The sequence below is a fragment of the Microbacterium sp. F51-2R genome (genome assembly GCF_052180235.1).
GTDB lineage: Bacteria > Actinomycetota > Actinomycetes > Actinomycetales > Microbacteriaceae > Microbacterium.
Map to the genome: position 1 here is coordinate 2,624,146 of NZ_CP197470.1, position 22,757 is coordinate 2,646,902.

The window sequence follows — 22,757 nt, forward strand, 5'->3', positions numbered from 1 at the left end:
ATGTCAATCATGAACAAGAACCTCAAGAGAGTGATCGGCTGCGCTGCAGCCGCCGCTCTGCTGGTCTCGCTGCCTGCTGCGCCGGCTCTCGCGGCGAAGCCGCAGGGCGCCTCCTTCTCGGCCGTCAAGCTGGAACCCGTTCGAACGAAGGAGGTCACCTACTACAAGCCGGGGACCGCGACGCCGGCGATCCAATGGGTGACCGACAAGAATGCGCCCACCTTCCTGCCGGTCGGAGTGACCGATGATGTCACGAGCGTGGTGAAGGACGCAGAGGGCGTCTACTGGATCGGAACTCAGAACGGACTGCAGCGCGTCAACTTCGACGAAGAGGATGAGCGCGACATCGTGCAGTATTTCGCCGGACCACGCTACATGTTCGACGGTGACGATCACGTGACGGCGCTGGCCAGTGACGGACAGGGCGGTGTGTGGGTCAAGAATGCGCGAGGTATCACGCACATTGCAATGCCGTTCAAGACGCTGCGCGAGAAAGCCACCGCTTATGAAGACGTCATCCAGTCGGTTCACGATCGCCGCGGGATGACCTCCGACGCACGGTTCACCTTCACCCCCACCGACGCAGCTCGCGGGATCAACTACAGCGACGGCACATTCACGTCACATGCAGAGACGAGCGACAACGACGGACTGTGGACGGCGATGTACGCGATCGGTGAGATCTACCGCTACAGGACGCTGCTCGAGCAGGGCGGCTCGCCGGCGGAAGTCGCTGCAGCGAAGACTGCCGCACTTCGCGCCACGAAGGCGGTGCTGCTGCTGGACTATGTGTCCGGCCGTGGCAATGGCTTCCCGGCACGCTCGTACATGTTGACGAGCGAAGCGGGTGCACAGACGTCTGACGGCACAGACTTCGGCTTCCAGAACCAGAACGGATTCTGGTTCCATCCGGTGATGGACGGCTCGCCGAATCCGAACGGCATCATCCCGAGCATGGAACGTGTCGATGAGGACAACCAGCCCATCGAGCCGATCGGCTACTCGATCGCCCGTGTCACCAAAGACGCGATGACCAAGATCGGCGGCAAGCTGTTCCCCTCCGGTGGAGACGGCGAGATGAACTACAACGGCCTCACGCTGACGGCGGATGCGGTCACGAAGCTGAACGCTTCACGACCTGCCGATGCGCAATTGGGCGATGACGTCTATGTGAAGGTGACCGATTCGGTGCAGCAGGTGCTTCCTGTCATCACCTCGGCTACCAACACGAAGAAGAAGCCGGGCGCTGACACGGGGACGAGCGCTGCGAACCCGCCCCTGTTCCAGCTCACGGTGCCGGTTTACGAGCAGATCCCGACCTTCTTCAACGACCTGTTCCCAGAGTCGGCGATCCGGGATGGCCACATCGACATGAGCCAGATCGTCTACAAGGCCGACACGTCGTCGGATGAAGTCATCGGACATTACGCCTTGTTCTTCGCAGCCGACGAGTTCCTGGTGGGCGACAGTCCCGCTCCGGAGATGGCCGCGCTCAAGGGCATCATCGAGCAGACAACCGAGCGCATGACCGATCTGATCCTCAAGGATGACCACTTCTACATCGAGGATGCGACGGGCAAGTCGACCCTGTGGTCCAAGTGGTTCGCCAAGTATTTCAACGACACCACGGGTGCGATGGAGCAGCGTCCGGAATGGGCCTCCAACGTCGGCGTCGACGCTGACGGCGAAGACTCGCTTTCCTACGGGTTCGAGGACGCGCCGCTGAATGCGCTCGAAGTGATGTCCATCCTGAAGACGGCCGGCAACATCATCGGCAAGCAGGAGTACAAGGACGCCTATGACGTGCTGTTCGACACGTCGGGATACAGCAAGGAAGAGCCGTATTTCAACGGCAAGGGCTATATCGACATGGCGACCGAGTATATCGATCGCCGTCTCATCCGGCAGGCGACGAATGCATACGGGATCAACAACAATGAATTGGTGACCCGCGACAACTATGAAGCCGCGTATGCCGAGGCCGGCGACGACATCGAAGACCGGTCCAACATCAACGCCACCCTGCACCACGATTGGACGCAGTACATCAACTACTCCGACGAGGAGCTGGCTTGGTTCGCGCTGTATCCGCTCATTCTGCAGGAGAACGATCCGGCCAAGCGCCCGCAGATCGTCGAGGCGTTCGATCAGTGGTACGCCAACGAGGTGCGTGAGGAGAACCCGTACTACACGTTCCTCTATCAGCTGGCACACCCGGAGAGGAAGGACATCGATCTCCAGTCGGCCGTCCGATACCTGGATCGGCAGTACGAATATCAGATCGAATTCCCGGTGCAGACGAACCGTCAGGATGTCTTCTACATCGAGCCCGGCGATCGCGACGATTACAAGCAGACGAACTACGTGCTGCCGCCCGATGAGCGACGTGCCATGAAGAACAACGGCAATCCGTTCGAAGCCGAGCACCAGGCCGCCGGCGTCTACCCTGACTACGACTACAGCAGTGGGAGCTTCGTCGTCGGATTCACCTTCACGCTGCCTTACTGGATGGGCCGCTACCACGGCATCATCAAGGAGTAGCGCGACGCGAGTCGCATGAGAGGGCCACCACACCGGCGTGAGACCACGTCGTGTGGTGGCCCTCTCTGTCAACACCGCCGGCACCGCCCGCGCACCCGCCCAGGACGGGTATCCTCAAGCCCCGAGCGAGCCGGCTTTCCCGCGCGTTCCCACCGGGACAGCTCTCTGAGCTCCAGTGAGCCGTGAGCCGCATAAAGGAGGCGGAGGCCGGCGTTGACACCTTCCCTCGCGATCACTAATGTCTAGATAGTAAAGTTTCCTAACTTCGCGGAGGACTTCCCGGTGAACACATCGGTACAAGGCGACAGCCGTGGCCCGGCGCCCGCACAGCCAGGCCTGTTGCGCACCCTGAACAATCGTGTCGTGCTCGACCTTCTGATCGAGCACGACACCCTGAGCCGCAGCGACGTGCGCACGCTTACAGGGCTCTCGAAGCCCACCGCGTCGTTGCTGCTTCAGCGGCTCGAAGAGAGCGGGCTCGTGCGCCCGAGCGGGCTGGGCGACACCGGCCCCGGCGGCCGTGCACCGCAGCTCTACCGCATCAATCCGACTGCGGGGTATGCCGCCGCCGTCGACGTTCGCCCGGGGAGCGTGCGGGTGCGCATTTCGAACATCGCGGGAGCGGTGGTCACGGAGTGCGCAGATGAAAGCGATCAGCCCGTCAACGGCCCTGAGAGTGCCGCCGCCATCATCCGGTCCTGCTGCGACTCGGCAGGACTCTCCCCTGCCCAGCTCGACGCGATCGTCGTCAGCGTGCCCGGTTCGTACGACATCGCGACCGACTCTCTCAGCTACGTCGACCATGTCCCCGGCTGGCAGCACCCCTCCGTCGGCGCCGAGCTGCGGATGCTGTTCCCCGACGCGTCGGTCGCCATCGAGAACGACGTGAATCTCGCCGCCATCGCCGAGCGGCGCGCCGCCAGCGGTGAGTCGGACAGCTTCTTCCTCTTCTGGCTCGATGACGGCGTCGGCGGAGCGATCATGATCGACGGGGCGCTTCATCGCGGCACTCGCGGCGCGGCCGGCGAGGCCGCATTCCTGCTCATTCCCGGTGCCGTACTCGATGCGGAGAGCCGCACAGACGGAGCGCTCGAGCGCCTCGTCGGCGAGCAGGCACTCCGCGGGCTGGCCGCGGGAGCCGGGCACGAGGCAGCGTCCGCAGCCGAGGCGCTCAGTGCGCTGCTCGAGGATCCCGACGCAGCGCCCGCCGTCGCCGAGCTCTGCAACCGCTACGCGTGCGCCATCGCCTCCGTCGTCGCATTGCTCGACCCGGCGCGTATCGTGCTCGCCGGGAAGCTCGCGCGGCTCGGCGGCGAACGACTGCGCGCCGAGGTGGCCCGACAGCTCGCCGCGATCCTGCCGGCGGCGCCCAAGCTCACCCTCACCGTGGCGACCGACACCCCGATCCTCGACGGCGCGATGCTCATGAGTCTCGGGATCGCACGCGACCGGGTGTTCACGACATGAGCGGGCGTCGCATTCGGCTGGCCGTCGTGGGCGGCGGCTCGACCTACACGCCCGAGCTCGCGGACGGTATCGCTCGACTCGGCAAGAACCTCCCCGTCGAGGAGCTCGTGCTGGTGGACCCCGACCCCGCACGCATTGAGGTCGTCGCGGGGCTCACATCGCGCATACTCGCCGCTGCCGGCAGCTCTTGCCGCGTCACCACGACTGCCGACATCTCAGCGGCCGCGGAAGGTGCAGACGCGGTGCTCGTGCAACTGCGCGTCGGCGGGCAGGCCGCCCGCGGTCGCGACGAGAGCTGGCCGCTCGAGTGCGGCTGCATCGGGCAGGAGACGACGGGGGCCGGCGGCCTCGCCAAGGCACTGCGCACGATCCCCGTCGTGCTCGACATCGCGCGCCGGGTGCGAGCCGTCAACCCCGACGCCTGGATCGTCGACTTCACGAACCCTGTCGGGATGGTGACTCGTGCGCTGCTCGACGACGGGCATCGTGCCGTCGGCCTGTGCAACGTGGCCATCGGCTTCGAGCGGCTCTTCGCTTCGCTGCTCGGCGTCGAGCCGGAACGAATCGAGCTCGACCACGCCGGGCTCAACCACCTCAGCTGGGAGCTCGGCGCGCGCATCCGCCATGACGACGGGACAGCCACCGAGGTGCTTGATCGCCTCATCGACGCCCACGGCGATGCGCTCGTCGATGAGACGGAGCTGCCGCTCCCCCTGCTGCGCTCCGAGCGCGTCATCCCCTCGTATTATCTCCGCTACTACTACCAGCACGACGAGCTCGTGTCGCTCGCCGCTGACCGGCCCTCGCGCGCCGCGCAGGTGGCGGCGCTGGAGGCGGAACTGCTCGAGCTGTACGCCGATCCGGCACTGGATCGCACGCCCCCGCAGCTGCGCGGCCGTGGCGGTGCGTACTACTCGGATGCTGCGGTCGGCCTGCTGGCGAGCCTGCTCGGCACGGGCGCGGCACGCGATCACATCGTGAACGTGCGCAACCGCGGCACTCTGCCGTTCCTCGACGACGAGGCGGTCATCGAGGTGCGTGCGAAGGTGGGGCCGGACAGCATTCTCCCGCATCCGGTGCCCATGCCGCCCCCACTCGTCTCGGGGCTCGTCGCGCATGTCGCGCGCTACGAGCAGCTCGGCGTGGAAGCCGCACTGCACGGCGGTCGCGATCGTGTGGTGCGGACGCTTCTCGCGCACCCGCTCATCGGGCAGTACGCGACCGCGCAGGCGCTCGCCGACCGACTCATCGCCGAGAACAAGGAGTGGCTGCCGTGGGCGCAATGACTGAACCGCGACTGCTCGCATTCGACGGTGGCAACAGCAAGACCGACGTGCTGGTCGTCGCCTTCGATGGCACTGTCCTCGCACGGGCGCGTTCTGGGCCGTTCGCACCTCACATCGTCGGCGCCGGCCCCGCCGTGGCGACAGTGGCACCTGCCGTGGAGCGCGTGCTCGCGATCGCCGGACTCACCGGTGTCGACGTCGTCGCGGGCTATCTCGCCAACGCCGATCTCCCGGAAGAGGAGGCGGCGATCGCCGACGCGATCGCGTCGCACGGGTGGGCCCCCCGTGTCGAGGTGCACAACGATGTCTTCGCCATGCTCCGTGCGGGCACCGACGCCGCAGCGGGGGTTGCGGTCGTCTGCGGCGGCGGCATCAACTGCGTCGGGATCGCGCGCGACGGGAGCCACGTGCGTTACCCTGCGCTCGGCCGCGCCACCGGCGATTGGGGCGGCGGGTTCGCGATCGGCAAGGAAGTGCTCTGGCACGCGAGTCGTCACGAAGATGGCCGTGGCCCGGCGACCCTGCTCACTGAGCTCGCCGCACGGCACTTCGGATGCTCGTCCGCCGTCGAGATCGCGACAGGCATGCACCTCGGCACCATCGACCGTGATCGCATGCATGAACTCGTGCCCCTGCTGTTCGCCGCCGTCGACGCCGGCGACTCCGTCGCAGCCGAAGTCGTGCAGCGTCAGGCCGAAGAGATCGCGCTGCTCGCCACCACGACGATCCGCCGCATGGATGCGCTCGACGCGCCCATCGACGTCGTGCTGGGCGGCGGCATGCTCACGAGCCGTCACCCAGCGCTCATCGGGCCCGTGCTCGAAGGCATCGGCGCGGTCGCCCCCGCCGCCGTCGTCTCGATCGTCACCGATGCGCCGATCATCGGCTCGGCGCTTCTGGGCCTCGAGCACCTTGACGAGCTGGTGGGACGACGCGGCTCCGGCCCCGCCCGCCGTCAACGGCTGCGGGCCACGCTGGACACCCCTCACGAAGTGCGCGGGCATGACACGCTCGACCTCGTGGCTCGCGCATAGCGTCGGCCTTCCGGCCTGACGAACGAATGGAGAGCGGATGCTTCGGCATCCGCTCTTCGTTGTTGTGGGTGTTATTTGAGGCTGCCGGCGGTGAGGCCTTCGGTGATCTGTCGGTTGAAGGCGATGTAGATGATGATCATGGGGATTGTGACGATGGAGAGTGCGGAGAAGAGCAGGCTGTAGTCGGTGACGTATCGGCTGGAGAAGGCGAGGAGTCCGGTGGGGATGGTTTTGAGTTCGTCGTCTTGGATGTAGAGGAGGGCGAGGAGGAACTCGTTCCAGCAGGAGAGGGCGGAGAAGACCGCGACGGTGGCGAGGCCTGGTCGCAGGAGTGGGATGGCGATCATGCGGAAGATGCGGAAGTCTCCGGCGCCGTCGATGCGGGCGGCTTCGAAGAGTTCTTCGGGGATCGCGTCGAGGAACACTTTGAGGAGGTAGGTGGCCAGGGGGAGTCCCATGGCGGTGTAGGGGATGATGAGGGCCCAGTAGGTGTCGGTGAGGCCGAGGTTGGTGAAGATCGTGCTTTGGGCGATGAAGTAGGACTGCAGCGGCAGGATGAGGCCGAGGGAGAGCAGTCCGAGCAGGAGTTTGGCTCCGCGGAAGCGGTAGCGGCTGAACGCGAAGGCGGCGGCGGAGGAGAGCGCGAGGATCGCGAGTACCGATACCGAGGTCACGATGGCGCTGTTGAGGGCGTAGCGGCCGATGTTGCCGATTTCCCAGGCCTGCGCCCAGATCGAGAAGTCGAACGAGGTGGGCAGGGAGAACGGGGTGGTGAAGATCTCGGGGTTGCTTTTGAAGCTGGAGAGCACCATCCATACGAGCGGGATGAAGAAGATGAGCGCGAGCGCGGCGAGGCCCACGTAGACGAGGCCTCTGCCAAGGCGGATGGCGGGGTTCATCGGACGACCTCCAGGGTGGGGACGGATGCCGTGTCCGCCGGGTCCGGCTGCGCGACCGTGTTTCGCGCGGTGTTTCGGGTGGTGTTTCGCGCGGACTTGCGTGAGGGCCGATCGTCGCTGTCGCCGCGTCGGCGGATGGCGGTGGCGATGAGGCCGATGGTGACGACGACGGCGGTGAGGACGACGGCCATGGCTGAGCCGTAGCCGACTTGGCCGGTGTGGAACACGGATTGCACGAGGTAGGTGGTGGGGATCTCGGTGGAGTGGTAGGGGCCGCCGTTGGTGAGGACGTAGAACAGGTCGAAGGATTGGAACCCGCCGGTGACGCAGAGGAGGATGGCGACCTCGATGGAGTTGCGGATGATGGGTACTCGCACGCGCCAGAAGATGGTGTTCTCGCGGGCGCCGTCGAGGCGGGCGGCTTCGACGACTTCGGTGGGGACCTGGCGGAGGGCGGCGTAGAAGATCGTCATGTAGAAGCCGGCGTAGACCCAGCCTGAGACGAGGCAGATTGCCAGCAGTGCGGTCTGTTCGTCGCCGAGCCAGACGCGGGTCCAGTCTTCGAGGCCGAGTGCGCGGAGGGCTCCGTTGACGAGCCCGAAGTCGGGGTTGTAGATGAAGGACCACAACACCGCGACGACGACCATCGGCAGCATGACGGGGGTGAAGATCGCGACCCGGAACCACAATGATCCGCGTGTGACGGAGATGGCGATGCCGGCCAGGACGAGCCCGACCAGCACCTCCACGACGAGCGTGACGAGGATGTAGATGACGACGTTCACGAACGACTGCTGGAACACGGCGTCGCCGAAGGCGCGCACGTAGTTGTCGACGCCCACGAACACCGCCTCGGAATACCCGTCCCATTCGGTGAGGCTGAACGCGCCCGTGAAGACGAACGGGACGAGCACCGCGAACCCGAAGACGATGAGCGCGGGTGCGATGAAGAGGTAGGGGGCGAGGGGTCGGTGTGCTCTCATGGGGTCCTCCGGTCAGGAGTGTGCGGGGCCGAGGGGGTGCTCGGCCCCGCACAGGGAGTTACTTGGAGGTCTGCTCCTGGAGCTGGGTGACCGCGTCGTCGGCGCTGGTGCGGCCGCCGAGGACCTCGGCGAGGCTGCGGTAGAACGCGTCGGCGACGTCGAGGTCGTAGCCGGTGTCGGGCGGGCTGATGACCACGGGCGCCTCGGAGAGGAGGGAGTTCAGCCGGATGGTGCGCTCGTCGATGGACGCCGATGCCGTGGCGGTGACGGGAACGGCCTCGGCCTCGATGAAGGCCTGCGTGTTCTCCGCCGAGCTCAGCAGAGCGAGGAACTCGGCGGCCTTCTCCTGCTTGTCGTGGCCGCTCTTGGCGTTGACGACGTATCCGGTGATGACGCCGATGACGCTGTCCGGGTCGGCCTCCCCGGGCATCGCCGGGAGGTTCACGAAGTCGAAGTCGAGGTCGGGGGCTTCGTCGATCGCCCAGCTCACCAGCCACGAGCCGATCGCGTGCATCGCGGCCTTGCCCTGGAAGAACAGCTGCGCGCCCTCGTTGTCGTCGATCGCGTTGACCGACTCGTTGACGCACTTGTGCTGCGCAAGCTGCTCCACGTAGCCGAAGGCGGTCTTCCATTCGGGGGTGTCGAAGTCCGCCTGCCCGCTGAGTGCCTTGTCGTACTCCTCGTGACCCACGACCCGCGAGACCAGGTGGGCCAGCCAGTTCCCCGCCGCCCACAGGTCCTTGTTGCCCGAGGCGATCGGCACGATCCCGTCGGCGGCGAGCGTGTCGCACGCCTCGAGCAGCTCGTCCCACGACGTCGGTGCCTCGAGCCCTTCGGCGTCGAGGATCTCGGTGTTGTACCAGAGGACGTTCGTGACATCGGCGATGTGGGGCACCATCAGGATCCGTCCGTCGGCCGTGACGGCACCGTACTGATCGTCCTCGAGCACACCGGTCAAGGGCCCGTCTTCGACGAACGGCGTCAGGTCGGCGACGAACCCGTCGTCGTTGCGCGTGGCAAGGCGGTTGCCCGCCCACTCGAAATACACGTCCGGCGCATTGCGACCGTTCAACAGGTTCGGCAGCCCGATCGTCTGATACATGTCGTCATCCTGGAAGTTCAGATCGACCTTCCACCCATCGTTGGCCGCCTCGAACTGCTCAGCCACCGACTCCCACACCCGGATCTGCGCCTCACCCGGAGAACCCATCGCCACCCGAAGCGTCTTGTCATCCGCCGCCGACGCCCCACCACCAGCACAACCGGCCAGAGCAAAAACGACGACACCCGTCGCAGCCACCGCGGTGATGGTGAAGAGGTGCTTGTTCACTGCTGTTTCTCCTGGGTGAGGGGGCGGCTCTGCGATGAGCGCTCATCGTGCGCGTCGAAAGGGATGGGAGGCATGCAGATGTCGGCGAGCGTCATATCGAGGACGTCGCCGAAGATGCGCAGCCGGCGGGAGCGCAGGTCGTCGAGGAAGGGCCGGAGCACGCGCGGGCCCTCCTCCTCGAGCCGGCCCTCGGACGTCAGCTCCGCGAGCTTCTGCATGGCGGCGGCGCCGACGGCGAACGCCTCGATCCAGGGGCGGCTCTCATCGATGAGCCGCTGATTCTCGACGTGGCCGTTCAGCAGACGATGGGCGGATGCCGCGAGCCGATCCGCAAGCGGCGCGAGCGTGCGGACGGCCCGATCCGTATCGCCGATGAGCAGGCCGAACGTGTGCTCCTCGAGCGCGAACGTCACCTCGGGGGCGTCGAGCTGACTGAGGCACGACGAGCGGGAGTTGTCGGCGAAATCGCGGTAGGCCGCGGCATCCGCTCCCGCGACGTCACGCAACGCGGCATCCCAGCTCATCTCCGCGTCGTAGTCCTCGGGCGACCGGAGGTAGTCGGCGATCGTCGCGATCGCGACCTTGGACGACTCGAAGCGCTCCATCGCATTCGCGATGATGCCTTCCGCGCTTCCGGCAAGGTCGGCCGACCGGCCTCGGTACGGGCCGACATGCAGCTCGTGGCCCATCGCGACGTCGTTGACGGGATAGTTGTCCCAGTAGGTGGGGCGTCGCCCCGTCGCCTGTGAGAAGACGTCGGCATCGTGGGCGTCCAGCGTCGCGGAGCAGATCGCGCGGCCCGTCCAGAACAGGGCGATGGCGGGGTCGAGCGCCGACCCGAGCTCGCCGATGTACGGCTCGTCGCCGTACCCCCAGTAGGCGGTCGGGCAGACGACGAGGGTTGCGCCGGGCACCCGGGCAACGAGCTCGGCGAAGACGGCGTTCGCGACCGCCGCCTGTGCCTGCGCGAGCGTGTCGAACCTCTCGATGTCGGCGTCGTGCTGGAGCCGGCCGGGGACGTCGTCGAGGAGGAGGCCGAAATGGCGGATGCCGAGCCCGGCCACCGATTCGAGCTTGTCGAGCACGCGCGCAACGTCCTGCTCTTCGGAATAGCGGATGCTGAGCCCCGGCGAGAGGCAGTAGATGAGCTCGACGCCGCTCTCGCCGCCCGCTGCGACGAGCTCGGCGAGCTCCGCCAGAGCGTCGGCCGCGTACGGCTCTGCCCACCCCCGGCGGAGGAAGGGGTCGTCCTTGGGCGAGTAGACGAATCGGTTCATGCCGTGCCGGCCGATGAAGCGGATCATCTCCAGGCGGTCGCCGTGGGTCCAGGGCACGCCGTAGAACCCTTCTGCGACGCCTCGGATGCCGAACGCCGACGACTGCGCAGCTTGCGGCTCGAGGGCGGTCATGACCGACCCTCCAGGAGGCTGTTGTTGATGGCGTCGCCGGAGTCGACGTTGCTGCTGGCGTACACGCGCGGCTCGATGCCGGCCGCGAGGGAAAGTCCGACGCTCTGCGCGACGATTGCGTTCACGATCGCCGCCCCCACGGCCGTCGAGGTGGGCGCCACGCGGCGGTCGAAGCCCGGCACCTCGACAGCCGCGTCCCCCAGCTCGCCCCGGTTGTCGATCACGACGTCGGCGAGCTCGAAGAGCCGCCGCCCGCCACCGCGCGGCGTCGTCGCCTGCGAGTGGGCGATGCTCGTGACTGCGACGACAGTGAGGCCTCTCTCGTGAGCTTCGGCGGCGAGCTCGGTCGCCACTTGATTGCGGCCCGAGTTCGAGAAGACGAGCAGCACGTCGCCCTCCGCGACGCCGTGGTCGTCGAGGATCTCGCTCGCCAGGCCCGGCAGACGCTCGAGGCGCGTGCTGAGCGGCGCGTTGGCGTGCAGCATGAGGCCCTCGAACAGGATGGGCCGCACGTCGGCGAGGCCGCCGGCGCGGTAGAAGAGCTCTTCCGCGAGCATGTGCGAGTGGCCGGACCCGAAGGCGTGCACCTGGCGCCCGTGGCGCAGCGCATCGGCAACCGCCTCGGCTGTCTGCGCGATGGCAGCCCACTGGGTGTCGAGGACCTCGTGCAGCAGTTCCCCGACGCGCGCGAGATAGCGACGCCCCGGCTCGTCCTCTGCGGGTTGGTCGTGCATGGTCAGCCTCTCGTCCAGACGGGAAGGTGTGTCTCAGCAGCGTCCCGCGCGAGGAGGAACGCCCCGTCGAGGGCGTCTCCCAGGGGCTCTCGCGGCTGGAAGGCGCCGGGTTCGGCACTCAGGCGGTCGACGATCCGCGGAGCGAGCTCGGCCCCGAGTCGGCCGAGGATCACGAGCGGCGTCGGGGCGTCCGCCTCGGCACTCCCTCGCGCCGTGCGGAGGAGGAGCGCGAGTTCGTCGATGCCGTCGTCGACGATGCCTGCGGCGACCCTGTCGCCCGCGTCGGCGGCGGCGAGCACGTCGGGGGCGAAGTGCGCGATCTCATCCACCGCGCGCCGCGAGGAGTGAAGCCGAATCGGAATGCGGGGCACGGCGCCGAACCGCGACTCGGCCGCGCCGACAAGCGTCGTCGCCTGGCCGCGACCGTCCGCAGCGCGGAGTGCGGCGGACAGGCCCGCCCGCCCCAGCCAGAACGCGCCACCTTCGTCGCCGAGGATGTAGCCGTGCCCGCCGAGCAGGCGGATCTCGGCATCCTCGGGTCCCCGCACGGCGCACGCGACGCCCGTGCCGACCGAGAGCACGATCCCCGAGCCACCGCCCAGCGCGCCGGCGTGAGCGGTGATCCCGTCGTCGCACACGACGACCCGCTCAGCGCCGATGGCGTCTCCTACGAGCCCTGCAAGTCGCGCGCAGTCGGCGCCCTCGCTCGGCACGGTCGTGAGGCCGAGCACGGCGGTGTCGACGAGCGGCGCGCCGGCTGCGCGCCAGGCCTCCACTATCGAGGCGGCCGTCGCCGGGAGCGTCTCAGGACCGCTCCAGCTCACGCCGGGCACGACGGCCCCGACACCGACGGAGTGCTTGATGCGGATGGCCGATTGTCCGCCGTCCACGGCGAGGAGGCGAGGTGCGGCATCCATCACGAGTCCGCTCCTGACTCAAGGCCCGGGCCGGCGCCTGCGCCTACCTCGGCCCGCAGCTGGTACTTGTCGCCGCGGTAGAGGCACGTCGCGACCATGACGACGCGTCCCGATGGGTCGGTGTCGACCATGTGCAGGCGCAGGCAAGCCTGATCCGGGCCGATGCCGAGCAGTTCTGCGCTCGCGGAGTCGGGGAGGAGGGGCTCGATGCGCATGCTCGCCGCACTGGCGACGAGGCCGTAGCGAGACGACAGCGCCTCGTAGAGCGACCCCTGCAGGTCGCTGCGGGTGAGCTGCGGCGCGTAGGCCACGGGGATGCGCACGCTCTCGATCGCGACGGGTTCGGCGTTGCCCAGCCGCAGACGCGAGACCCAGTGGACCGGAGAGCCGACGGAGATGCGCAGCGTCGCCGCGAGCTCGTCGTCAGCCGTGATCGTGCGGAAGTCGAGGATCCGGCTGCTCGGCTCGATGCCGCGGGCGCGCATGTCCTGCGTGAAGGAGGTCAGGCCGAGCACTCGCAGGACCGGGCTGAAGACGACGTAAGTGCCCGAGCCGTGCCGCCGCTCGAGCAGCCCTTCCGCAACAAGCTCATCGACGGCAGCGCGCAGCGTCATGCGCGCAACGCCCCAGTCCGCGGACAGGTCGCGCTCGCTCGGCAGCCGACGGCCGGGGCCGAGTTCTGCGATCAGGTCACGCAGGCGGCCGCGCAGGAGGTCGCGCGTGCGTGTCTTCGTCGATGAAAGCACCAGGAGAGTAGAACTGATCGGCTATCGAATTGCAAACCGGTGATTAGACCACTCCACCAGGAATCGAGTAGGGATCATTGGACCGATATGAGCCGCACATGCGGCTGTAACCGTCTGGTTGGCGAGCGCGGGGCGGTCGCGGGTCCGAGACCGGAGGCCGTGGGCAGAGGTCTTGGATGGACTAGACCACTTCGCGAGCCCGTGCCGCGGACGCCTTGGCCTCGAGACAAGTGGGCTATCTTGTCGCCGTGTTCATACGCGCCACTCGGCTCGACGATCTGCCGGCGGTCTACCGGATCTGCCATGAGACCGGCCTGCCCGATGACGGATCTCCCAGGTCTCCAGAGCTCCTCGGCCACGTTTATGCGGGGCCATACGTTGTCGCCCCGCTGACTCGCTCGGTGGTGGTCGTCGACGAGGAGGGCGTGGGGGGCTACCTCCTGTGCGCCCGCGACACACGCGCGCACGAAGCGTGGGTCGAGCAGCACTGGCTTCCTGGGCTGCGAGCCGACTACTCCCTGGATGTCGATCGTTCGCCGGCCGACCAGGAGATCGTCGAACTCCTCCACTCCCCGCAGATCGCACCGGACGAGGTCGTTGCCGAGTTCCCCGCCCACCTTCACATCGACCTCCTGTCTCGGTGCCGTGGCCGCGGGCTGGGGAGCTCCCTCATCGAGGGCTTGTGCTCATTTCTGACCGGCGAGGGAGTGCGCGGCGTTCACCTGGAAGTCGGCGCGGACAACGAGGGAGCGATCCGCCTCTATCGTCGACTCGGGTTTGTGGACCTTGGGCGCGGCGCCTCGTCCCTCTATCTCGGCCGGCGACTCTAGGCTGGAACCCATGACCTCCTTCCACGTGCGGCCGGCCAGGACGGCGGACGTGCGCGGCATCCAGGAGATCCTCGAGCCTTTCGTCCAGCGACGCATTCTCCTGGGCAAAGACATCGTCGTGCTCTACGAATCGGTGCAGCAGTTCCTCGTCGCGGAGGACGAGAACGGTCGGCTCATCGGGTGCGGTGCGCTGCACGTCATGTGGGAGGACCTCGGCGAGATCCGCACGCTCATCGTGGTCGACGAGTGGCTTCACCACGGCGTCGGACGGGCGCTTGTCGAGGGGCTCGAAGAGCAGGCGCGCGTGCTGGGCCTCACGCGGCTGTTCTGCCTCACCTTCGAGGTCGACTTCTTCGTGCGCCGCGGATTCGCTCCGATCGGGGAGCAGATCGTCGACCCCGACGTGTACTCCCAGCTCGTCCGTTCGCCCGACGAAGGCGTCGCGGAGTTCCTCGACCTCGCCCACGTCAAGCCGAACACGCTCGGCAACACGCGGATGCTGAAGCAGCTCTGAATCCCACGAGCGTCGCGGCTGAGACTCTCAGCGGGCGCGCTTAGCCTGGAGTCATGTCCCCCTCGAGCACGACGACGCGTCGGCGCGCCCACTCGGCCGCCGTCTATCGCCGTCGCCGTCTCGTGGTGCTGATCGCCGCGCTCGTCGTCGTGGGCGTGGTCCTCTGGCTGTTGATCGCGCAGCCGTGGCGGGGTTCGGCGCTCGGTGCCGATCCTGCTCCGACGGCTTCGGCATCCGCTTCTCCGACGCCTTGGGCGACGCCCGAGTTCACGCCGACCGAGCCCGCGCCCGAGCCGACGCCCGTCGAAGAGACGCCGGCCGAGCAGCCGACGCCGGACGCCACGGGGACCGCGAAGCCGTGCCTTCCGAGTGCGGTGCTGGTCGAGGCGGTGACGGATGCCGATACCTACGCGGCCGGTCAAAATCCGCAGGTCTCGATCAGGCTCACGAACGAGAGCGGCGTCGACTGCACGCTCAACGTCGGCACGACGACGCAGGTCTTCACGATCACGAGCGGCAGCGACGTCTGGTGGCGCTCGACCGATTGCCAGGCCGAGCCGAGCGACATGATCGTGACCCTTGCCGCCGGCCAGACCGTGTCCAGCGCCGCGCCGCTCACGTGGGACCGGACCAGGTCGTCGGTCTCGACGTGCGACACCGGCAACCGCCCCGTCGCTCCGGCGGGCGGCGCCTCGTATCACGTCGCGGTGGAGATCGGCGGCATCCCCTCGACCTCGTCGAAGCAGATCCTGCTCTACTGACCTGCGGCCTGGCCGCCGCGCCCGGAACGCCCGGACAGGCGAAACCGCGGCGCGGCCTTCCTCGACTTCGCCGCCTCGCGCTGTACCGAACTCAGGATGAGAACCGGCCGGCGGGTGCCGCGCACGGCGTGTCGCGGCACGTCGGGCTTTTTCATCCTGAGTTCGGTACGCGCGGCCGGTCGTATGACACCGGGATGCGGGGCAGCCGCCGCGGGCGGGGCGTCAGGCGGATCCTCGGCTTCGCCGCCTCGCGCTGTACCGAACTCAGGATGAGAACCGGCCGGCGGGTGCCGCGCACGGCGTGTCGCCGCGCTTCGGGCTTTTTCATCCTGAGTTGGGTACGCGCGGCCGGTCGCATGACAGGTGGATGCGGGGGCTGCCGCCGCGGGCGGGGCGTCAGTCGAGGCCGGGGCACGGAGCGGTCTGGCCGGCCGCGTCTAGGGTGGAGGGGTGGCCGGGAAGAAGCGCGCGAGCAAGCCAGGACCCACCGAGTTCCGCAACACGGCGCTCGGCGACGCCTTGCAGACGCAGGACATGGCGGCCGTCGCCTTCGCCCTGCGGCACGGTCCGACCGTGGTTCCCCTCATGAAGCCGGGCGCCCGCGACAATCCGCTCGACGTCGGCGAAGTCTGGACCTACCGCGACCCCAACACGGGCGACATCGCGCTCCTCCTCTTCAGCGACGCCAAGCACAAGCCTGCGGCTCTGCCGCCGGCCGTGGCCCTGCAGTCGCCCGGCGCGCTGCGCGCGTTCCTCGGCACGCACGGCGACATCATCACGACCGTGTTCTTCGACATCGCCGGGCCGCACCCCATGCAGGCCACTCCCGACGAGGTCATCAAGGCCCTCGACGCCTGACCCGAGACGTCAGAACTCGGGGATCCCCTCGTCGCGGCTCGGAGCACCGCGCGTGGCGAGATCGCTCAGGGCGTTCCTGAGCGACTGCGACGAGGCATCCACCATCGTGCGATAGCCGAGCCGAGCCGCCTCGGCGCGGCGCTGCGCACCCTGCGTAACGGGCCGGATCTCGCCTGCGAGGCTCAGCTCGCCGACCGCGGCGGTGCCCTTGGGGAGGGACTTGTCGCGCACGGCTCCGGCGACGGCCACGGCGATCGCGAGGTCGGCCGCCGGCTCGACGAGCCGCACGCCGCCGACGGTCGAGACGTAGACGTCCTGATCCGAGACCTTCACCCCGGCGCGCCGCTCGAGCACCGCGAGCACCATCGCCACCCGCGCCGCGTCGACACCGCTCACGATGCGCCGCGGGTTGGGCCCACCGTTCTTGATCGTCAGCGCCTGCACCTCGACGGGAAGCGCCCGGCGACCTTCGAGGGCGATCGTCACGCACGTGCCGGCGACGGGCGCCCCGTGCCCGAGGAACAGCGCGCTCGGATCGGCGACCTCCGCGATGCCGTCGCCGGTCATGTCGAAGCACCCGACCTCGTCGGTCGGCCCGAACCGGTTCTTGAGCGCCCGCACGAACCGCAGCGAGGTCTGGCGGTCGCCCTCGAACTGGCACACGACGTCGACGAGATGCTCGAGGATGCGAGGCCCCGCGATCGAGCCGTCTTTCGTCACGTGCCCGACGATGATGACGGGCAGGGCGCGCTCCTTCGCGATGCGGATGAGAGTGGATGCCACTTCTCTCACCTGCGACGGATGCCCCGCCGTGCCGTCGGACAGCGCTGAAGACACCGTCTGCACCGAGTCCACGATGAGAAGGTCGGGCCTGACCTCGTCGACGTGCCCGAGGATCGTGGCGAGGTCGGTCTCGCTCGCGAGGTAGAGCTCGTCGTGGAGGGCACCCGTGCGCTCGGCCCGGAGGCGCACCTGCGCCGTCGACTCCTCGGCGGAGGCGTAGAGCACTCGCCGGCCCGCGCGCGCCGATTGCGCCGCGACCTCGAGGAGGAGCGTCGATTTGCCGACGCCGGGCTCGCCCGAGAGGAGGATCGCGGCGCCCGCGACGAGCCCTCCGCCAAGGACGCGATCGAACTCGCCGACACCGGTCGTGCGGCGGGGCGCCTCGATCGTCGTGAGGTGGGTGATGGGCTTGGCGGCGCGATCGGCCGAGGGGGCGATCGGCGCGACGGATCGAACGAAACCCGTCTGCTCGGCCGCCTCGACCACCGTCCCCCACTGCTGGCACTCGCCGCAGCGGCCGACCCACTTGACCGTCGTCCAGCCGCACTCTGTGCACCGGTAGGGCGCGGTGGTGGGCCTTCGGGTCGCCATGTGTTCAGGCTATCCGGGGGTCGCGACATCCCTCCGCAGCGCGACGCCGAGACCGCGCCGCAGTCCCGTCAAGACCCTCAGCCGCGCAGTGAGCTCGCGACCTCACGCAGCGCATCGGCAGACCGCCGCAGCAGCCCGAGCTCGCTGGCCGAGAAATGCGTCTCGCGGATCGGGACGGCGCCCGACGCGCTGACGATCGACGGCACCGACAGGGCCACGCCGTCGATCCCGTGGAAGTCGTGGAGCACGGTCGACACCGGCATCACCGCGTGCTCGTCGTTGAGGATCGACTCGATGATCCGAGCCGTCGAGAGGCCGATCGCGTAGTTCGTCGCGCCCTTCCCCTGAATGACCTTGTACGCGGCATCCCTCACATCCACGGCGATCGCGTCGAGCTCGTCGACGGTCATCGGCGGGTGTCCGTGGTTCACCCACTCCAGGATCGGCACCGTGCCGATCGTCGCCGCAGACCACATCGGAAACTCGGTGTCGCCGTGCTCGCCGACGATGTAGGCGTGGACGCTGCTGGTCGACACCCCCGCGCGCTTGGCGAGCAGCCAGCGCAGGCGGGACGTGTCGAGCACCGTGCCCGACGCGAAGATCCGCTCCGGCGGGAGGCCCGTCGCCTCCTGCGCGAGCACCGTCAGCACATCGCAGGGGTTGGTGACGATGACGAAGACCGCGTTCGGCGCGGCTTCGAGCAGCTGCGGCATCATCGAACGGATGATGCCGGCGTTGACCCCGGCGAGCTCGATGCGCGTCTGGCCGGGCTTCTGCTTCGCGCCCGCCGTGATCACGACGACGTGCGAGCCTTCGACGACCGACAGGTCGCTTCCGCCGATGATGTCGCTCGACCCCGTGAACTGGGTGCCGTGCGCGAGATCGAGCACCTCGGCCTCGACCTTCTCGGTCGCGATGTCGTAGAGCGCGACGTGCCGTGCCGACCCCCGGATGAGGGCGGCGTACGCGGCGCTCGAACCCACGCTCCCCGCGCCGACGACGGTCACCTTCGAGTTCTCGATCACGCTCATGCCGCCAGTCTGTCAGGGCCGCCGTCCACGGTGCCACCGGCCGTGCGTCGTCCTCATCCCGGGCGAGGGACGGATGCCGCGGCCCGGCCCCCGACCCCTTAGCGCGGTCGTATCGTGGCTCCCGGGTCGCGCCGAGAAGCGACCGGATCGGAGCGGATCGGAATGGACTTCGGCCTTCACATCGCGGACTTCACCTTCGCGGGCGGCCCTTCGCAGCTCGGCCCCGCACTCGCGGCGCACGTGCGCAATGCGGAGGGCTCCGGCATCCGTCGCATCACCGTCATGGACCACTTCTGGCAGCTCCCGGGGATCGGCCCCGAGGACCACGAGATGCTCGAGGCGTATGCGACGCTCGGGTTCCTCGTCGCGCACACCGACAAGGTGCTTCTTCACACCCTCGTCTCGGGTGTCATCTACCGCGAGCCGGCGCTGCTGGCCAAGCAGGTCACGACGCTCGACGTTCTCTCGGGCGGGCGCGTCGGGCTCGGCATCGGCGCCGCATGGAACGAGCAGGAGTCGCGCGGCCTCGGATTCCGCTTCCCGCCCGTTGCGGAGCGGTTCCGCCAGCTCGAGGAGACGATCCAGATCTGCCTGCAGATGTGGTCGGATTCGGAGGAGCCCTACGAGGGCGCCATCTGGCAGCTCGAGCGCACGCTGAACTCGCCGCAGAGCGTCAGCCGGCCGCATCCGTATCTCCTCATCGGCGGAGGCGGCGAGCGCAAGACGCTGCGGCTCGTCGCGCAGTATGCCGATGCCTGCAACCTTTCGTACGGACCGCAGACGGCGCACAAGCTCGACGTGCTGCGCGGCCACTGCGAGGCCGTCGGTCGCGACTACGACGACGTCGAGAAGACGGCGATGATCGGCATCGACCCGTCGACCACGTGGGAGGACATCGCGGCGCGCGCCCGGGAACTCGCCGACTTGGGCTTCACCGCGACCTATGTCTTCTCCGTGGGCATCCGCGAGCCCGAGCGGGTCGTCGAGGTCATCGCCGGGGCAATCGGCGAGCTCGGGTGACGGATGCCGCGTCCCGCCGTGTCAGCGTCGCGACGCGGTGAGTCGGCGATCCGGTGCGAAGAGCCCGAGCAGCACCATGACGAGTCCGACTTCGGCGAGGCCGCAGACGAAGTAGATCGCCTGCAGGAAGCTGAAGGGGATGAAGAGCATCTGGACGAAGATCCAGATGAGGTCGGCGAACCCCGCCGCGGCCGCGAGGAAGAGGTCGTAGCGGATGCGGCGCATGACGGCGACGAAGGCGATCGCGTGGACGCCGCCGAGGACGACCGCGAGAAGGATGCCGGGAACGACGTAGCTCGCGAACGGCGACCCCTCGAGGTAGGCGTCGGGCGGCACGAGGACGCTGGAGAGCGAGGGGATGCTCGCGCCGAGGATGAGCGCCACGCCGCCGGCGACGGCGGTCAACGCCACCAATCCCTCGATCGCGAGGAGGATCGGCCTCGCGGGGAAGCGAGTGTCCATGGGTACATTGTGCTCCGCGGGCTGGGGACGCGTCGGAGGCTTCCCGCTGACCGGACGTCGCCGCGCGCGATGTCGGGCGTCGAGCCGATTCGCGATGCCGGGCGCCGTGACGTAAACTCTTCGGCGGTGACGTGTCCGAGCGGCCGAAGGTGCAACTCTCGAAAAGTTGTGTAGGGTAACCCCCTACCGTGGGTTCAAATCCCACCGTCACCGCCATGAAAACCCCCGTTTATCGGGGGTTTTCGCTTTTTATCGACGGCTTCCGTCTCAGGTGCTCAGGTCGTTTCGCGGACGATGAGGTGCGCGTCGGTCTCGGGGCCGCCCTGGGGCGGGGCCGAGCCTTCCGCGGCGCTCAACGCGAGCTCGGCCAAGTAGCGCTCTCAAGCCCGGCGAGTCCGTCGGCGATCGAGCTTCCGCTCGATCCCCGCGCCTTCGCCTATCGGGACTCGCCCGAGTCCCGCCGGAGCGCTCGCAGAGTGGGTACCAGCGTGGAAGCGGGTACCCACTCTGCGTTCAGCCGTCCGCCCCTAGTACGAGACGGTCAGCGTGTTCGACACCGAGATGATCGTGACCACCGCGGCGTTGATGAATCCGCCGATGTACGGGTTGTTCGTCACGCGATAGATCTTGCGGGAGATCACCGCCGCGACCGCCAGGATCACGATCACAGGGAACAGCCAGATGCTGAAGATGCCCCCGAAGCCTTCGATCGTCTCCCCGGTGATGGCGAAGGTCAGGTACTGCGCCACGACGAGGACGATCGGCGCGAGAGCGTTCGCGAGGGCCAGGACGAACGTGTTCAGCCATTCCCTGCCCCGCAGCGTGAACCGGTTGAAGCCGTTGATGGCCACCGAGTTCGCGAGGAAGTACACGAGGAAGAACGGCAGGTAGAGCAGCCCGATCCACAGCTTGTCCGGCCCGAATGCCTTGACGGCGATGACCCACAGACGGAAGTCCGTCTTGAAGAAGTAATCGAGCACGAACACGATCCCGAAGGCGGCGGCCACCACGAGGGCACCCAGGCCGATGCCGTGGAAGAACTTCTTCCAGCCGGGCAGGATGCCCTGCTCGCGCAGGTCGAGACCCGTCTTGCGCCCGAAGACGAAGTAGGACACCGCCAGCACGATGATCGCCGCGACGCCGTTGATCGCCGCCCATGTGGCGATGAAGAACACCGCACCCTGGGTGAAGATCGTCGGCACGACGTTGAAGGCGATTCCCTGCATTAACGGTTGCTGGCTCAGCCACACGTAGCTGAAGCCGGAGAACAGCGCCAAGACGGCGAGCCCGCCCCAGAACCACGCCAGTCCCTGTCGGCTCGTTCCGGTGAGTGCCCGCGGAGCCTCGTACCTCAGTCCTGCGAACGCCCGGGTCCCGAGCAGCGCACGGGTGAAGGCGACGAGGAAGATGCCGAACCCGATCAGACCGAGTGTCGTCGCGAATTCCTTGAGCGGCCAGATCTGCGCGCCCGCGTCGATCGGGTTGGGTGTGTCGAACACCTTGTCCCAGAACTCGATCTGCGAGGCGACCGTCGTGGGGGAGATCGTGCCCCAGGGGTGGGTCTCAGCCGGGGTGTAGACGATGCGAACGGCACCGTCCTGCTCGTAGAACTGGCCGGCGCCGCGGGTTTCGCCGTCTGCCGGGTCCGCGCCGAAGTTGAGGAAGGACTGCGCGTTCGGGGTTCCGATGTAGTCGCGTGGCGGCGTGAGGGCGACACCCTCCGGGCTGTAGCTGCGGAAGAAGAACTCGTCGTACTGGTCCGCCACGAGGCCGACGTCGCGGGTCCCGTAGATGTTGGTGTACGCGCCATCGGCGTCGGTGTACACCGGATCGTTGTCCACCAGCAGGACGGCATCGATGAGCTGTTCGTCCGCTTCGTCATCGAGCGCGACGGAGAAGTTCGCCGCGCGCGCACCGTTGGAGTGCCCCGAGACGCCCAGCTTGTCCTGATCGACGTACGGCAGCTGCGACACCAGCTTCACGACGTCGTACATGCCGGTTCCGCCGAGAGTGAGCTGATCGTTGCGCAGGTTGGAGGAGTTGCCGTGGCCGTACATGTCGATCGAGACGACGACATACCCTCGTCGCGCCAACTCGACGTAGTTCGCATCCTGCATCTCTCGGTTGTTCCACCAGCCGTGGCTGACGATGATCGCAGGTGCCTTGTTCTCCTCGGTGACCGAGTCCGGCTTGAACAGCAGTGCGCTGATCATCTGACCGGACGGGGTCTCCCAGCGCATGTCTTTGACCGCCACGGTGCCCCCGTTGGTCTGGACGGCGGACGCGACGATCGCGGACAGCAGCATGAGCACCACTGAGAGCGCCAGCCAGAATGGATTCCTTTTCAAGAAGGTGACTTTCATGGATCCCTTACTCCTTCGTGTGGGGGTCGAGCGAGAGGTTCGGTGCACGCAAGGGTGTCCGCTGTCCAGACTCAGCCGTCGACGTCGCGGTGCTCAGCGGTGAGTCGACTGTCGAGCACGGGCTTCCCGCCGTGTGCTTGTGAACGTCGGAGCGAGCGACGACGTCGAGAAGGCTATTACGGCCGATCGCGCGATGAG

20 protein-coding genes and 1 tRNA gene are annotated in these 22,757 nt (G+C 67.8%); 10 read left to right on the forward strand and 11 right to left on the reverse strand.

The features are described from left to right. The first annotated feature begins 9 nt into the window (after positions 1–9). The 4 genes from ACSBPH_RS11750 to ACSBPH_RS11765 all read left to right on the forward strand — a co-directional run bounded on the left by ACSBPH_RS11750 (position 10) and on the right by ACSBPH_RS11765 (position 6,328). Entirely contained in the window at positions 10–2,541 is a 2,532-nt protein-coding gene (locus tag ACSBPH_RS11750; protein WP_442574515.1) for a hypothetical protein, read from the forward strand. A gap of 363 nt (positions 2,542–2,904) precedes the next feature. Continuing rightward, positions 2,905–4,008: an ROK family transcriptional regulator gene (locus ACSBPH_RS11755; protein WP_442574516.1), complete on the forward strand. Its 1,104-nt coding sequence runs from the start codon at positions 2,905–2,907 to the stop codon at positions 4,006–4,008. After that, positions 4,005–5,294: a family 4 glycosyl hydrolase gene (locus ACSBPH_RS11760; protein WP_442574517.1), complete on the forward strand. Its 1,290-nt coding sequence runs from the start codon at positions 4,005–4,007 to the stop codon at positions 5,292–5,294. Before ACSBPH_RS11755 ends, ACSBPH_RS11760 begins: the two co-directional genes overlap by 4 nt. Continuing rightward, positions 5,291–6,328 (forward strand): N-acetylglucosamine kinase, encoded by a 1,038-nt coding sequence (locus ACSBPH_RS11765; protein WP_442574518.1) that lies wholly within the window; start codon positions 5,291–5,293, stop codon positions 6,326–6,328. Before ACSBPH_RS11760 ends, ACSBPH_RS11765 begins: the two co-directional genes overlap by 4 nt. 71 nt (positions 6,329–6,399) lie before the next feature. On the opposite strand, the gene ACSBPH_RS11770 is transcribed toward ACSBPH_RS11765, so the two are convergent. Genes ACSBPH_RS11770 through ACSBPH_RS11800 form a run of 7 tightly spaced genes read right to left on the reverse strand, consistent with a single transcriptional unit; the run spans position 6,400 to position 13,346 of the window. Beyond that, entirely contained in the window at positions 6,400–7,227 is an 828-nt protein-coding gene (locus ACSBPH_RS11770; protein ID WP_442574519.1) for a carbohydrate ABC transporter permease, read from the reverse strand. Further along, the gene (locus tag ACSBPH_RS11775) at positions 7,224–8,210 is read right to left on the reverse strand and encodes a carbohydrate ABC transporter permease (protein ID WP_442574520.1); all 987 of its coding nucleotides are present in this window, start codon (positions 8,208–8,210) and stop codon (positions 7,224–7,226) included. Before ACSBPH_RS11775 ends, ACSBPH_RS11770 begins: the two co-directional genes overlap by 4 nt. A gap of 58 nt (positions 8,211–8,268) precedes the next feature. Beyond that, positions 8,269–9,540, reverse strand: a complete 1,272-nt coding sequence (locus tag ACSBPH_RS11780) for an ABC transporter substrate-binding protein (RefSeq protein WP_442574521.1) — start codon at positions 9,538–9,540, stop codon at positions 8,269–8,271. Beyond that, positions 9,537–10,949, reverse strand: a complete 1,413-nt coding sequence (locus ACSBPH_RS11785; RefSeq protein WP_442574522.1) for a protein O-GlcNAcase — start codon at positions 10,947–10,949, stop codon at positions 9,537–9,539. Before ACSBPH_RS11785 ends, ACSBPH_RS11780 begins: the two co-directional genes overlap by 4 nt. Next, the gene (locus ACSBPH_RS11790) at positions 10,946–11,683 is read right to left on the reverse strand and encodes a sugar isomerase domain-containing protein (RefSeq protein ID WP_442574523.1); all 738 of its coding nucleotides are present in this window, start codon (positions 11,681–11,683) and stop codon (positions 10,946–10,948) included. The genes ACSBPH_RS11785 and ACSBPH_RS11790 overlap by 4 nt, the downstream gene beginning before the upstream one ends. A 2-nt stretch (positions 11,684–11,685) precedes the next feature. Then, positions 11,686–12,600, reverse strand: coding sequence for an N-acetylglucosamine kinase (locus ACSBPH_RS11795; protein WP_442574524.1), 915 nt, complete (start codon positions 12,598–12,600; stop codon positions 11,686–11,688). Then, complete coding sequence (locus ACSBPH_RS11800; RefSeq protein WP_442574525.1) at positions 12,600–13,346, reverse strand: GntR family transcriptional regulator; 747 nt, start codon at positions 13,344–13,346, stop codon at positions 12,600–12,602. The genes ACSBPH_RS11795 and ACSBPH_RS11800 overlap by 1 nt, the downstream gene beginning before the upstream one ends. A gap of 401 nt (positions 13,347–13,747) precedes the next feature. Between ACSBPH_RS11800 and ACSBPH_RS11805 the strand changes: the two genes are divergently transcribed. The 4 genes from ACSBPH_RS11805 (at position 13,748) to ACSBPH_RS11820 (ending at position 16,309) form a co-directional block, all read left to right on the forward strand. Then, a complete protein-coding gene (locus ACSBPH_RS11805; protein WP_442574526.1) occupies positions 13,748–14,176 on the forward strand; it encodes a GNAT family N-acetyltransferase in 429 nt (142 codons plus the stop codon). A 10-nt stretch (positions 14,177–14,186) separates the two neighbouring features. Next, positions 14,187–14,690, forward strand: a complete 504-nt coding sequence (locus tag ACSBPH_RS11810) for an amino-acid N-acetyltransferase (RefSeq protein ID WP_442574527.1) — start codon at positions 14,187–14,189, stop codon at positions 14,688–14,690. A gap of 53 nt (positions 14,691–14,743) precedes the next feature. Then, on the forward strand, positions 14,744–15,451 hold the full coding sequence (locus ACSBPH_RS11815; RefSeq protein WP_442574528.1) for a hypothetical protein: 708 nt from the start codon (positions 14,744–14,746) through the stop codon (positions 15,449–15,451). 450 nt (positions 15,452–15,901) lie between these two features. Further along, positions 15,902–16,309, forward strand: coding sequence for a dehydrogenase (locus tag ACSBPH_RS11820; RefSeq protein WP_442574529.1), 408 nt, complete (start codon positions 15,902–15,904; stop codon positions 16,307–16,309). Positions 16,310–16,318: 9 nt separating this feature from the next. On the opposite strand, the gene radA is transcribed toward ACSBPH_RS11820, so the two are convergent. After that, positions 16,319–17,683 carry a DNA repair protein RadA gene (radA, locus tag ACSBPH_RS11825; RefSeq protein WP_442574530.1) on the reverse strand — a complete coding sequence of 455 codons (1,365 nt, stop codon included), beginning with the start codon at positions 17,681–17,683 and terminating at the stop codon, positions 16,319–16,321. Between the two features lie 77 nt (positions 17,684–17,760). Continuing rightward, positions 17,761–18,714: an L-lactate dehydrogenase gene (locus ACSBPH_RS11830; protein WP_442574531.1), complete on the reverse strand. Its 954-nt coding sequence runs from the start codon at positions 18,712–18,714 to the stop codon at positions 17,761–17,763. Between the two features lie 162 nt (positions 18,715–18,876). Between ACSBPH_RS11830 and ACSBPH_RS11835 the strand changes: the two genes are divergently transcribed. Then, entirely contained in the window at positions 18,877–19,734 is an 858-nt protein-coding gene (locus tag ACSBPH_RS11835; RefSeq protein WP_442574532.1) for an LLM class F420-dependent oxidoreductase, read from the forward strand. A 21-nt stretch (positions 19,735–19,755) separates the two neighbouring features. Here ACSBPH_RS11835 and ACSBPH_RS11840 read toward each other — a convergent pair whose 3' ends face one another. Continuing rightward, entirely contained in the window at positions 19,756–20,196 is a 441-nt protein-coding gene (locus ACSBPH_RS11840; protein ID WP_442574533.1) for a hypothetical protein, read from the reverse strand. A gap of 125 nt (positions 20,197–20,321) precedes the next feature. Here ACSBPH_RS11840 and ACSBPH_RS11845 point away from each other — a divergent pair. Then, positions 20,322–20,412 (forward strand) — tRNA-Ser (locus ACSBPH_RS11845). Between the two features lie 311 nt (positions 20,413–20,723). Here ACSBPH_RS11845 and ACSBPH_RS11850 read toward each other — a convergent pair. After that, a complete protein-coding gene (locus ACSBPH_RS11850; protein ID WP_442574534.1) occupies positions 20,724–22,559 on the reverse strand; it encodes an alpha/beta hydrolase family protein in 1,836 nt (611 codons plus the stop codon). Between the last annotated feature and the right edge of the window lie 198 nt (positions 22,560–22,757).